Source organism: Lentzea sp. NPDC051838 (assembly GCF_040681245.1).
In the GTDB taxonomy this organism is placed as follows: domain Bacteria; phylum Actinomycetota; class Actinomycetes; order Mycobacteriales; family Pseudonocardiaceae; genus Lentzea.
This window is the reverse complement of sequence record NZ_JBFAYI010000005.1, coordinates 278,821-290,326: the sequence shown is the minus strand read 5'-3', so window position 1 is coordinate 290,326 and position 11,506 is coordinate 278,821. Positions and strand designations below refer to the sequence as shown.

Here is an 11,506-nt window from a genome sequence, read left to right as displayed (position 1 = left end):
GCCTACCCTATTGACTTCCTTCCCCGCCGCGAACGAGGGGGATTCCTACGGCTCGCGCCGTAGGGCTTTCTGCTTCACCGCCGACTGCCCGCCCGGAGTGCTCCGTTGAGGTCTTACACCGGCTCCACAGACTGCGACCGCCAGCCCAGCGGCCAGGATGTTGCGTGCCGCGTTCACGTCCCGATCATGGGTTGCTCCACAGCCGCACGTCCACACGCGCACTTGCAGCGGCATCGTCTTCGCGAGCGCGCCACACGCCGAACACAGCTTGGAGGACGGGAGCCAACGATCGACAGCGATCACGGTTCGTCCGTACCAGGCTGCTTTGTAGTCCAGAAGCTCCCGGAACCGCCGCCAACCGGCATCAGCGATCGCACGGGCCAAATGGCGGTTGGAGACCATTCCCGCCACCGCGAGATCCTCGATCACGAGCGTTTGATTCTCACGCACGAGCCGAGTTGTGATCTTGTGGAGGTGGTCGGCACGCCGGTCCGCGATCCGGGCGTGCACTCGACCAACCTTCAGTTGGGCCTTGGCTCGGTTGTTGCTGCCCTTCTGCTTGCGGTGCAGCGCTCGCTGAGCTCTGCGGAGGGCGAGCCGGCCGCCGCGCTCGTGACGCGGGTTGGCGACCTTCTCCCCGTCCGAGAGGGTGAGCAGGTGATCGAGGCCGACATCGATGCCCACCGCGCGGCCCGAGGGCGGCAGGGGTTGAACGGCGGGGTCTTCGCACAACAGGGACACGAACCAGCGTCCGGCCCCGTCGCGCGAAACAGTCACCGTCGAGGGCGTCACGTTCATCGGCAACGGTCGCGACCAGCGAATGTTCAGCGGCTCGGACATCTTCGCGAGCACCAGCGAGCCGTCGCGCCATCTGAACGCCGAGCGGGTGTACTCGGCGCTCTCGCGCGACTTCTTCCGCGACTTGAACCGCGGATACCGCGCGCGCTTCGCCCAGAAGCTGGAGAACGCCGCTTGGAGGTGCCGAAGTGCCTGCTGCAGTGGCACCGAAGACACCTCGTTGAGGAACGCCAGCTCCTCGGTGCGTTTCCAGGCGGTCAGCATCGCCGACGTCCCGATGTAGCCGATTCTCTCGCGACGCTGGTCCCACGCCTCGGTGCGTGCCTCCAACGCCAGGTTGTAGACCTTGCGAACACAACCGAACGTCTTCGACAACTCCGCAGCCTGCTCGTCAGTCGGGTAGAAGCGGTACTTGAACGCCCTCCGCACCCGACCGCACACAGATCACAATCTAGCAACGTCGCCTCGAAGACCTGTGGATGAACCCCGCTGAGCGCCTTGGCGTAGGGAGAGACATGCTGACGATCGACGGTATTCCGCTTCACCCGTTGCTCGTGCACGCGGTGGTCGTGCTGTTGCCCCTCGCGGCACTGAGCTCGGTCGCGATCGCCCTGGTCCCGCGCTGGCGGCAGAAGTACGCGTGGCCCGTTCTCGGGGTCACGCTGGCCGGTGTCGCGGCGGTTCCGATGGCCAAGCAGGCCGGTGAGGACCTCATGGCCTCGCTCGAGGCGAAGGTCGGGCCCAACCCCGCCATCCAGGCCCACGGCGACCTCGGCACGATGCTGTTGCCGATCGCGCTCGGGTTCGGGGTCGCGGTGATCGCGCTGCTGGTCGCGGGCAGGCTCGCGGACCGGGAGCGCAGCGCGGAGGCACCCACCACCAGGACGTGGCGGGTGATCTCAGTGATCGTGTCGGTGCTGGTCGTGCTGCTCGCGGTCGCCACCGTCTACTACACCGTGCGCACCGGTCACAGCGGGTCCGGCGTGGTCTGGAGGGGCGTCGGCAGCTGAAGGGGCGCCGTCGCCGTCTGCTTCAACGTCCGCGTGACCGTGCAGAACTGCTCCACGGCGCGCCGGACGACGATTTCGAGCGCCTCCGGGTCGTCCACGGCGGAGAGGTCGTACGAGAGCGTCACCGGGATGGAGATCACCTCGTTGCCGCTCTCGGACTGGACCGCGTCCGCGACCGCCGACAGCTCCGAGCCGCCGGTGCGCCGCAGGATCAACGTCTCCGAGGTGACCAGAGCGCAGCCCGCCGCGGCCGCCACCAGGAGCTCGACCGGGCTGAACGAGCCCTCCTGCCCCTTGCGGCCGATCCGCACGGACGCGCCACGCCCGTTGGAAGCGACGAACTCGTGCTCGCCGACCCGCTCAAGTTCGATCACGGCTGCTCTCCCACCTCGTACCGGCCGCCCTGCACGACCAGCTCGCACTGCCCGTCGAACGCGTCCTGGGCCTCTTTCAACACGTCCTCGCGTGACGTCCACGGCGGCACGTGCGTGATCAACAGCTGTCCGGCACCCGCCCGCGACGCCAGTTCCCCCGCCTCACGTCCGGACAGGTGCAGATCAGGTTGCCGATCCGGCGCGTGCGTCCAGCTCGCCTCGCTCAGCAGCACGTCGACCCCCGAGGCCAACGAGTCCAGCGCCGAGCAAGGCCCGCTGTCACCCGTGTAGGCCAACGAGACGCCACCGCAGGAAATCCGGAACCCGTAAGCCTCACAAGGATGCGCGACCACCGCCGAGTCCACAGTGAACGGTCCGATCTGGACCGTTGAACCCAATCCGTGGAACGAGAACACGTCGCTGAAGTCCAGCGAAGACCGCTCGGCAAGATCAGGCGCATAAGCAGCCACGAACCGCGACGGAGCCTCGGCGGGCGCGTACACCGGCAGCACCGAAGCAGGCGGCGAAGGGTGGTACTTCCGCGCCACGTACAGCGAAGACACGTCGACGCAGTGATCAGGATGCAGATGCGACAGCACCAGCGCGTCCATCGAGAACAACGGGCGCTCCTCCTGAAACCGCGACAGCACCCCGTTCCCGAACTCCAGCACCAGCGTGAACCCGTCGGCCTCCAGCAGGTACCCGGACGCCGCCGCGCCGGGTCCGGGAATGCTGCCGGAGCAGCCGAGCACCGTCAGCAGCACATCAGCCCCACTGTTCGAAGGTCGGCAGGAACCGGTCGGCGAGCTTCGCGAACCGCTCGGGCGGACCGGTGCAGGTCACCCGGTGCACGGGCGGGTCCACGGCGAAGGAGTCGCTCTCCGTCAGCAGCCGCACGACGTCCTTCACGGTCTCCTCGGCGCTCGACACCAAAGTCACCGACTCACCCATGACGATCTGGATCACGCCGGTCAGCAACGGGTAGTGCGTGCAGCCCAGCACCACGGTGTCGACCTCGGCCCGCTGCAACGGCTCCAGATACGCCTGCGCCAGCCCGAGCACCTGCCGCCCCGACGTGATGCCGCGCTCGACGAAGTCCACGAACCGAGGACACGCCGCGGTGGTCACCGTCACGTCGCGCGCAGCCTGAAACGCGTCCTGGTACGCGTGCGAGTTGATCGTGCCGAGAGTCGCGATCACGCCGATGCGCCCGGAATGCGTCGTGCGAACCGCACGGCGCACAGCGGGAAGGATCACCTCGACCACCGGCACGTCGTAGCGCTCACGGGCGTCGCGGAAACACGCGGCGGACGCGGTGTTGCACGCGATGACGAGCATCTTCGAGCCCTCGTCGACCAGCCGGTCGCAGACCTCCAGCGCGTGCTTGCGCGCCTGTGCGATCGGCAGTGGCCCATAAGGACCGTTGGCCGTGTCGCCGATGTAGTGGATCGACTCGCCCGGCAGCTGGTCCATGATCGCGCGGGCGACCGTCAGGCCGCCGACGCCCGAGTCCATGATCCCGATCGTCACGCCGTGAATGTAGCCGGTGTCGCGGTCTTCCGGTTGTCACGAGACACACCCCACGCAGCCAGAACGCCACCGATTGCGCCGAACAGGTGGCCTTCCCACGACACACCGGGCTGGCCGGGCAGCACACCCCACAGCGCCGCGCCGTACAACGCGAACACGCCGACCGCGATCAGCAGCTGCAGCCACGACCGCGCGAAGATCCCGCGCACCAGCAGGAACGCGAGGAACCCGAACACCAGCCCGGACGCGCCGATGTGGCTGCCGGGGCTGCCGAACACCCACACGCCCAGCGCGGACGTCAGCCAGATGACCGCGGTGACCTGGAAGAACTGCTTCAGCCCGCCCGAGGTCGCGAGGAACCCCAGCAGCAGCAACGGAACCGCGTTGCCGGTGAGGTGGCTCCAGTCGCCGTGGATCAGCGGCATCCACAGCAGGTTGTCCCACTGGGAGAAGTCGCGCGGCCGCACGCCGTCGCCCTCCAGCGAGCCGCCGGTCGCGACGTCGAACGCCTCGACCACGTAGAGGAGGCCCACGAACCCGGCGACGACGACCAACGACAGCACGGGGTGCGGCGGGATGACTCGTTTCGCCAAGGCGGTGCGGTCCACAAGTCCAGAGTACGTGCACATAAGCTGATCGGGTGTCGATCGAAGTAGCGGTGCGGGTATCTGCCCAGCTCGGCGAGGGGCCGACGTGGGACCACAGCAGCTCCACCTTGCTGTGGGTGGACATCCTCGCGTCCGAGGTCCACCGCTACGCCCCCGCGCGGGACGACGACGCCGTGCTCGTGGTCCCGCAACACGTCGGCGCCGCCAAGCCGCGCTCACACGGCGGCATCGTCTGCAACCTCCGCGACGGCATCGCGCTGATCGACCGAGACGGCACCAAGTCCTGGCTCGTCTACTGGGCGCGCGAGGGCGTGCGCGGCAACGACGCGGGCGTCGACCCGTCGGGCCGCCTGTGGGCCGGCACGATGCGCTACGACCAGGCCGCCGACGAGGGCTGGCTCGCCAGGATCACCGGCGAGGGCGCCGCGAAGGTCATGGTGGACAAGGTGAACACGAGCAACGGCGTCGGCTGGAGCCCGGACGGCACGCTCATGTACTACATCGACACCCCGACCCGCCGCATCGACGTGTTCGACTTCGACAACGCCACCGGCACGCCGTCGAACCGCCGCCCGCTCACCCACGTCGGTCACACCGACGGCTGGCCGGACGGGCTGACCGTGGACGCCGACGGCTGCGTCTGGGTCGCGCTGTGGGGTGGGCACGCCGTCCGCCGCTACACGCCGTCCGGACAGCTCGACCGCGAGATCGAGCTCCCGGTCGACAACCCGACCGCGTGCTGCTTCGGCGGCCCGGATTTCACGGACCTCTACGTCACGTCCGCGCGCGTCGGCCTGTCGGACCAAGCGCTGATGGAACGCCAGCTCAACGGCTCTGTGCTCGTGCTGCCGGGCGTCGGAAATGGCGTGCCCGGCGTCGCTTTCGCCGGGTAGCCTGGTCAACGTCAGTTGATACGCATTCCATCCGCCTCAACCTGGGGGTCGAGACGGATGGCGCACGAGCATCTGGGGGATGCGATGAGCGACGACCTCGCCTGGAAGGGCGCCTTCTAACGACTACGCCCAGAGGTGGCCGTCGAGCCTGGCGGCCGCCTCGTCCAACGTGCCGGCGTACGCGCCCGTGGACAGGTACTTCCACCCCGCGTCGGCCACGATGAACACGATGTCCGCGGTCTTGCCCGCGACCTCGGCCTTCTGCGCCACGGCCAGCGCCGCGTGCAGGATCGCGCCGGTCGAGATGCCCGCGAAGATCCCCTCGGACTCCAGCAGCTGCCGGGTGCGGCGCAACGCGTCGTACGAGCCGACCGAGTACCGCCCGGTCAACACCGACTCGTCGTACAGCTCCGGCACGAAGCCTTCATCCAAGTTCCGCAGCCCGTAGACCAGCTCGCCGTACCGCGGTTCGGCGGCGATGATCTGCACGTCCGGCTTGGCCTCGCGCAGGAACCGCCCCACCCCGACCAACGTGCCCGTCGTGCCCAGACCGGCCACGAAGTGCGTGATCGACGGCAGGTCCTTCAGGATCTCCGGCCCCGTGCCGCGGAAGTGCGCCTCCGCGTTCGCCGGGTTCCCGTACTGGTAGAGCATGACCCAGTCCGGGTTCTGCTTGGCGAGCTCCTTGGCCGTCGCGACGGCCTGGTTCGACCCGCCGGCCGCCGGCGAGAACACGATCCGCGCGCCGTAGGCCTGCAGCAGCTGACGGCGCTCGGTCGAGGTGTTCTCCGGCATGACGCACACCAGGCCGTAGCCCTTGAGCTTCGCGGCCATCGCCAAAGAAATACCGGTGTTGCCGGACGTCGGCTCCAGGATCGTGGCTCCGGGACGCAGCACGCCGTCCCGCTCCGCCGCCTCGATCATGGCCAGCGCGGGCCGGTCCTTGATCGAGCCGGTCGGGTTGCGGTCCTCGAGCTTCGCCCAGATGCGCACGTTCTCGGACGGCGACAGGTTCGGCAGGCCCACCATCGGTGTCCCGCCGAGCGCGTCCAGCAGCGAGTCGTAGCGGGCCATGGGTGGATCAGCCGCCCGCGACAGCCGGGAGGATGGTGACGTTGTCGCCGTCCTTCACCGCGGCCTCGAGGCCACCGGAGAAGCGCACGTCCTCGTCGTTGACGTAGACGTTGACGAAGCGGTGCAGCGCGCCTTCCTTGACCAGGCGGGCCTTGAGGCCGCCGTGGTTGTTCTCGAGGTCGTCGATGACCTCGGCGAGCGTGGCGCCGGTGGCGGACACCGACTTCTCGCCCCCGGTGTGGGTGCGCAGGATGGTCGGGATCGACACGGTGACGGCCATGATGGTTCTACCTCCGCAGAAACGTAACTCAGGACTCGATGATCTTGACCGGTTCCTCGGTCACGACACCGTCGACGATGCGGTACGACCGCACCTCGTGCTCGATCGGGTCACGCGTGGAGACCAGCACGTAGTGGGCGTCCGGCTCGCCCGCGAACGAGATGTCGGTGCGCGACGGGTACGCCTCGGTGGCGGTGTGCGAGTGGTAGATGACCACCGGCACCTCGTCCTGGGCGTCCATCTCGCGCCACACCTTGAGCTGCTCCGCGGCGTCGAACCGGTAGAACGTGGGCGACCTCTCTGCGTTCTCCATCTCGATGAAGCGTTCAGGACGATCGGACCCGTACGGCCCGGCGATCACCCCGCACGCCTCGTCGGGGTGATCGCGGCGCGCGTGGGCCACCATCGCGTCCACCAGGTCACGGCGAATCACCAGCACGGGTCAATCCTACGGGCTGGCGAGAGTTGTCTCGGTATGCGAGATACCCACGTCACGCAGCTTGTTTTAGCACTGGCTAATATTAGTGGCGGCTACTACAGTGGCGATCGTGCACGCGTTCGACGTTCTCGGCGACCCGGTTCGCCGCCGGATCCTGGAGCTGCTGGCGTCCGGCGAGCGGGCGGCCGGCGACGTCGGCGCGGTGGTCCAGGCCGAGTTCGGGATCACCCAGTCCGCCGTCTCGCAGCACCTGAAGGTGTTGCGGTCGAACGGGTTCGTCGAGGTCACGGCGGCCGGCACCCGGCGGCTGTACTCGGTGGCCCCCGACCCGCTGCAGGAGATCGACGCGTGGCTCGACCACTTCCGGCGGTTCTGGGAACCGCACCTCGACGCACTCGCGACCGAACTGGCCAGAGGCCGCAGATCCCGGGAGGCATCCGATGACCGACCGCAGCTATGAGGACGGCAAGCTCGTCATCCGGCGGCACTACAAGGCCGACCGGGAGGACGTCTGGGACGCCATCACCACCCCGGAACGCCTGGTCAGGTGGTTCCTGCCGATCAGCGGCGACCTGCGGGTGGGCGGCCGCTACCAACTCGAAGGCAACGCGGGCGGCGAGATCGTGCGCTGCGACCGGCCGTCCGAGATCGGCCTGACGTGGGAGATGGGCGGCGGCGTCACCGAGGTGATCGTGCGCCTCGAAGAAGAAGGCGAGTCGACGATGCTCACGTTGTCGCACTCCCCCGTGCCCGGCGAGCTGATCCCGAACGCGTCGCCGACGATGTGGGGACTGGGCGCCGGGTGGGAGATGGGCCTGAACGCCTTGGAGAAGTTCCTGTCCGGTCTGCTCCCCGAAGGCAACGCCCAGGACTGGATCGCCACAGCCTCCCCCGAGGACCTCATGGCCGCGGGCGTGCAGGCACAGCAGATCAGCGACGCGTGGAAGGAAGTACTGGGGTGAAGTTCACCAAGGAGATCGTGCTGAACAAGCCGATCGAGCAGGTCCGGGTCCTGACGTCCGACCCCGCGCACCTGCACCACTGGCAACCCGACCTGGTCGGCATCGCCCAGCACAGCGAGACCCCCGGCGCACCGGGCTCGACGGCCACGCTCACCTACCGGAGATTCAGGCTCCACGAGACCGTGCTCGCCGCCACCGCCGACGAACGCACCTCCCGCTACGAGACACGCGGAATGGTGCACACGATCACCAACCGGTACTCGGCGATCGACGCCTCCACCACCAGGCTGGTGTCCGACAGCGAGATCGAGCTCGCCGGACTGCTCAAGCTCGGCCGGAAGATCCTGGAGAAGTCGTTGCGCGAGCAGTCCGAACGCAACCTCGACAACTTCAAGGCCTACATCGACAACGCTTAGAGGTCGCGGAACGCCGTGACTCCGTTGAGGCTCGTCGCTTCCCGGGCTCCGGACACCACGGCCTCCGCGAACATCTCCGCCGCCGCGGTGCACAGAGCGTCCAATGCGAACGGTCGCGGCTCCGCCAGCGGCACCGCACCGGTGGCCAGCGCGAACACCGTGTCGCCGTCGAACATCGTGTGAGCGGGCCGGACCGCGCGGGCGAGGCCGTCCTGCGCGGCCATCGCGAGTCGCTGACACTCCGCTTTGGACAGTGCCGCGTCCACCGCCACCACGCCGATCGTGGTGTTGAGGCCCTCGGTCTTGCGTTCGGGCAGCGCGACGGCCGACGTGCCGAGCGACGACAGCCACGGCAGACCCGTTGCGCGGTCTACGACTTCGCCCGCCGCGTTCACGACGGCCAAAGCGCCGACCTGATGCGCGCCGACGGTCGTGGACGCGACTCCGACGCCGCCCTTCAACGAACCGACACGCGCACCGGCACCCGCGCCCACACACCCCAAAGCGAATTCGAGGCCAGCCGCCTCACAAGCCGCGTAGCCGAACGAGGAGTCCGGCCGGTTGCCCCACTCCGACATCGGCAGGTCGAAGATCACCGCACCCGGCACGATCGGCACGACGTGATGCGGTTGTGCGCCCACCTGGAAGCCGATCGACCGTTCCGACAACCACTTCATGACCCCGTCGGCAGCCGCGAGCCCGTACGCCGATCCGCCGCTCAGGCAGATGGCGTGCACCTGCTGGACCAGGTTCGAGGGGTCGAGCAGGTCGGTTTCACGGGTGCCGGGCGCGCCGCCGCGCCCGTCCACGGCACCAACCGCGCCACCAGGAACCAGCACAACAGTCGTGCCGGTGGCCCAGCCAGGCTCGATTCGGTGGTGGTGACCGACGAGAACGCCGGGAATCACGGCATCATCGCTTCGACCAACGTGTCTTGCACCCAAGTCAGCCAGTGATAAACACCCAGGTGCGGCGACCGCGGGTCCTCCGGCGGCAGCTCCTCGGGCATGTCCTCGGTGACGTCCAACGCCGTGCCCAGCGCCAGCCGCACGTCGTTCAACGACGCGAGCCACGCCTCGGCCTCCCCGATCGACAGCCTGATCTCCCCGCCGTCGGGCGAGCAGGTCTGCAGCACGATCTCGGCCGCACCCGTCTTGTGGTCCAGAAGCTCGGGCTCGTGCAACGACCGCAGCGCCGCCGCCGAGTTGACCTCGTCCGGGTCCGGCGCGTCGTCGTCCAGACGGTGGAAGTCGGGCAACAACCGGCCCAGGATCGGATCGTCGGGCGCCTCCGACGGGCCTGTCCGGATTCCGGTCAGCTCGGCGAGCTCGTCCTGGGGTGCTTCCTCGGCGCGCGCGAGCAGCATGTCCTGGATCTGGCTGACCAGACCGCGCACGACCGCGGCCTCCTGGCGGTCCAGTCTCCCGATGACGACGTCACCGTCGCGGATCCACCTCTTCACGAGGCCCGCTGCATGGTCGCCCAGAGACCCGCCGCGTGGAGCTTCGCCACGTCGGCCTCCACCTTGTCCTTGGTGCCCGATGTCACGATCGCCTTGCCCTTGTGGTGCACGTCGAGCATCAGCTTGGTCGCCTTGTCCCTGCTGAAGCCGAACAGCTTCTGGAAGACGTACGTCACGTACGACATGAGGTTGACCGGGTCGTTCCAGACCACGGTCTGCCAGGGGCGGTCCTCGGCTGCGATCTCCGCGCCTACGGCCTCCGGCTGCGTCCGTTCCTGTTCGACGGGCGTGGTCATACCGCCAATGGTGTCATGTTCGCCGCAGTGGCGGAGACCGCATGCGGCTAAACCGGATGCGACCTTAGGGTTGGCGACCATGAACTCGACGGCGTTGCTCACGGACCACTACGAGCTGACCATGCTCGCGGCCGCGCTGCGTGACGGCACTGGTGACCGTCCGTGCGTGTTCGAGGTCTTCGCCCGCAGGCTCCCCGACGGCCGCCGCTACGGCGTCGTCGCGGGCACGAACAGGGTGCTGGACGCGATCAGGAACTTCCGGTTCGGCGACGAGGAGATCGACCAGCTGCGCCGCAACGCCGTGGTCGACGATTCGACTTTGGAATGGCTCGCGAACTACCGGTTCACCGGTGAGATCGACGGCTATCCCGAGGGCGAGCTCTACTTCCCCGGCTCGCCGATCCTCACGGTGCGCGCGTCGTTCGCCGAGGGGGTCGTGCTGGAGACGCTCGTGCTCTCGATCCTCAACCACGACAGCGCGATCGCGTCCGCCGCCGCCCGCATGGTCACGGCCGCCAACGGCCGTCGCATGATCGAGATGGGCTCGCGGCGCACGCACGAGGAGTCCGCGGTGGCGTGTGCTCGCGCGGCCTACCTGGCCGGCTTCACCGCGACGTCGAACCTCGAAGCGGGGCGCCGCCACGGCATTCCGACGGCCGGCACGTGCGCGCACGCGTTCACGTTGCTGCACGACTCCGAGGAAGAGGCCTTCCGCAGCCAGATCGAGGCGCTGGGCGTCGGCACGACGTTGCTGGTCGACACCTACGACATCACCGAGGGCATCAAGACCGCCGTCGCCGTCGCGGGCCCTGACCTGGGCGCGATCCGGATCGACTCGGGTGATCTCGGCGTGATGGCCAGGCAGGCCCGCGACCAGCTCGACTCGCTGGGCGCCCGCAACACCCGCATCGTCGTGTCGAGCGACCTCGACGAGTACTCGATCGCCGCCCTGCGCGCCGAACCGGTGGACGCGTACGGCGTGGGCACGTCGGTCGTGACCGGGTCCGGCGCACCGGCCGCGGGCATGGTCTACAAGCTGGTCGAGGTCGACGGCAGGCACGTCGAGAAGCGCAGCACGTCCAAGCAGTCGCGCGGCGGCTGGAAGAAGGCGCTGCGGCGGCACAAGGACACCGGCACGGCGCTGGAGGAGGTCGTGTTCCAGGCTGTTTCGGAGCCCGAGCTCGGCCCGTACGACAAGCTCGTGCAGATTCCGCTGATGCGCGATGGACAGACCACTCCCGAGGTCCCCACGCTGGAGCAGAGCCGCGAACGGCTGCGCGCGGCGCTGGTGAGCGTGCCGTGGGAGGGCCTCAAGCTCTCGCGCGGTGAGCCCGCGATCCCGACGATCTACCTGGAGGCGTGAC

Annotated in this window: 17 protein-coding genes; 6 read left to right on the top strand and 11 right to left on the bottom strand. The window is 68.5% G+C overall.

Annotated elements, in window-relative coordinates; genetic code table 11:
• Positions 1 to 45: 45 nt before the first annotated feature.
• The gene (locus AB0M24_RS15070; protein ID WP_363766525.1) at positions 46 to 1,239 is read right to left on the bottom strand and encodes a transposase; all 1,194 of its coding nucleotides are present in this window, start codon (positions 1,237 to 1,239) and stop codon (positions 46 to 48) included.
• Positions 1,240 to 1,313: 74 nt separating this feature from the next.
• Here AB0M24_RS15070 and AB0M24_RS15065 point away from each other — a divergent pair, with 74 nt between their 5' ends.
• Positions 1,314 to 1,808: a DUF2231 domain-containing protein gene (locus AB0M24_RS15065; RefSeq protein WP_363766522.1), complete on the top strand. Its 495-nt coding sequence runs from the start codon at positions 1,314 to 1,316 to the stop codon at positions 1,806 to 1,808.
• Here the strand turns inward: AB0M24_RS15065 and AB0M24_RS15060 are convergent.
• From AB0M24_RS15060 to AB0M24_RS15045, 4 genes are read right to left on the bottom strand one after another with little or no spacing between them, the layout of a single operon-like run.
• Positions 1,766 to 2,182, bottom strand: coding sequence for an OsmC family protein (locus tag AB0M24_RS15060; protein ID WP_363766519.1), 417 nt, complete (start codon positions 2,180 to 2,182; stop codon positions 1,766 to 1,768). The two genes, AB0M24_RS15065 and AB0M24_RS15060, sit on opposite strands and share 43 nt — an antisense overlap.
• Complete coding sequence (locus AB0M24_RS15055) at positions 2,179 to 2,946, bottom strand: MBL fold metallo-hydrolase (RefSeq protein ID WP_363766516.1); 768 nt, start codon at positions 2,944 to 2,946, stop codon at positions 2,179 to 2,181. The genes AB0M24_RS15060 and AB0M24_RS15055 overlap by 4 nt, the downstream gene beginning before the upstream one ends.
• A 1-nt stretch (position 2,947) precedes the next feature.
• On the bottom strand, positions 2,948 to 3,697 hold the full coding sequence (gene murI, locus AB0M24_RS15050; RefSeq protein ID WP_363767110.1) for a glutamate racemase: 750 nt from the start codon (positions 3,695 to 3,697) through the stop codon (positions 2,948 to 2,950).
• Positions 3,698 to 3,708: 11 nt separating this feature from the next.
• The gene (locus AB0M24_RS15045) at positions 3,709 to 4,320 is read right to left on the bottom strand and encodes a rhomboid family intramembrane serine protease (RefSeq protein ID WP_363766513.1); all 612 of its coding nucleotides are present in this window, start codon (positions 4,318 to 4,320) and stop codon (positions 3,709 to 3,711) included.
• A 32-nt stretch (positions 4,321 to 4,352) separates the two neighbouring features.
• On the opposite strand from AB0M24_RS15045, the gene AB0M24_RS15040 reads away from it, so the two are divergent.
• Positions 4,353 to 5,213 (top strand): SMP-30/gluconolactonase/LRE family protein, encoded by an 861-nt coding sequence (locus tag AB0M24_RS15040; protein ID WP_363766510.1) that lies wholly within the window; start codon positions 4,353 to 4,355, stop codon positions 5,211 to 5,213.
• 123 nt (positions 5,214 to 5,336) lie between these two features.
• Here AB0M24_RS15040 and AB0M24_RS15035 read toward each other — a convergent pair whose 3' ends face one another.
• Genes AB0M24_RS15035 through AB0M24_RS15025 form a run of 3 tightly spaced genes read right to left on the bottom strand, consistent with a single transcriptional unit; the run spans position 5,337 to position 7,006 of the window.
• Positions 5,337 to 6,287, bottom strand: a complete 951-nt coding sequence (locus tag AB0M24_RS15035; RefSeq protein ID WP_363766507.1) for a cysteine synthase — start codon at positions 6,285 to 6,287, stop codon at positions 5,337 to 5,339.
• A gap of 7 nt (positions 6,288 to 6,294) precedes the next feature.
• A complete protein-coding gene (locus AB0M24_RS15030; RefSeq protein WP_363766504.1) occupies positions 6,295 to 6,567 on the bottom strand; it encodes a MoaD/ThiS family protein in 273 nt (90 codons plus the stop codon).
• Between the two features lie 28 nt (positions 6,568 to 6,595).
• The gene (locus AB0M24_RS15025; protein ID WP_355567420.1) at positions 6,596 to 7,006 is read right to left on the bottom strand and encodes a M67 family metallopeptidase; all 411 of its coding nucleotides are present in this window, start codon (positions 7,004 to 7,006) and stop codon (positions 6,596 to 6,598) included.
• Between the two features lie 109 nt (positions 7,007 to 7,115).
• Between AB0M24_RS15025 and AB0M24_RS15020 the strand changes: the two genes are divergently transcribed.
• From AB0M24_RS15020 to AB0M24_RS15010, 3 genes are read left to right on the top strand one after another with little or no spacing between them, the layout of a single operon-like run.
• Entirely contained in the window at positions 7,116 to 7,466 is a 351-nt protein-coding gene (locus tag AB0M24_RS15020; RefSeq protein WP_363766501.1) for a metalloregulator ArsR/SmtB family transcription factor, read from the top strand.
• Positions 7,447 to 7,968 carry an SRPBCC family protein gene (locus AB0M24_RS15015; RefSeq protein ID WP_363766498.1) on the top strand — a complete coding sequence of 174 codons (522 nt, stop codon included), beginning with the start codon at positions 7,447 to 7,449 and terminating at the stop codon, positions 7,966 to 7,968. The genes AB0M24_RS15020 and AB0M24_RS15015 overlap by 20 nt, the downstream gene beginning before the upstream one ends.
• Complete coding sequence (locus tag AB0M24_RS15010; protein ID WP_363766495.1) at positions 7,965 to 8,384, top strand: SRPBCC family protein; 420 nt, start codon at positions 7,965 to 7,967, stop codon at positions 8,382 to 8,384. The genes AB0M24_RS15015 and AB0M24_RS15010 overlap by 4 nt, the downstream gene beginning before the upstream one ends.
• Here AB0M24_RS15010 and AB0M24_RS15005 read toward each other — a convergent pair.
• Genes AB0M24_RS15005 through clpS form a run of 3 tightly spaced genes read right to left on the bottom strand, consistent with a single transcriptional unit; the run spans position 8,381 to position 10,142 of the window.
• Positions 8,381 to 9,292, bottom strand: a complete 912-nt coding sequence (locus tag AB0M24_RS15005; protein WP_363766492.1) for a P1 family peptidase — start codon at positions 9,290 to 9,292, stop codon at positions 8,381 to 8,383. The two genes, AB0M24_RS15010 and AB0M24_RS15005, sit on opposite strands and share 4 nt — an antisense overlap.
• A complete protein-coding gene (locus tag AB0M24_RS15000; protein ID WP_363766489.1) occupies positions 9,289 to 9,846 on the bottom strand; it encodes a DUF2017 domain-containing protein in 558 nt (185 codons plus the stop codon). Before AB0M24_RS15000 ends, AB0M24_RS15005 begins: the two co-directional genes overlap by 4 nt.
• The gene (gene clpS, locus AB0M24_RS14995) at positions 9,843 to 10,142 is read right to left on the bottom strand and encodes an ATP-dependent Clp protease adapter ClpS (protein WP_030469591.1); all 300 of its coding nucleotides are present in this window, start codon (positions 10,140 to 10,142) and stop codon (positions 9,843 to 9,845) included. Before clpS ends, AB0M24_RS15000 begins: the two co-directional genes overlap by 4 nt.
• Positions 10,143 to 10,221: 79 nt before the next feature.
• Between clpS and AB0M24_RS14990 the strand changes: the two genes are divergently transcribed.
• Positions 10,222 to 11,505, top strand: a complete 1,284-nt coding sequence (locus AB0M24_RS14990) for a nicotinate phosphoribosyltransferase (protein WP_363766487.1) — start codon at positions 10,222 to 10,224, stop codon at positions 11,503 to 11,505.
• Position 11,506 lies beyond the last annotated feature (1 nt).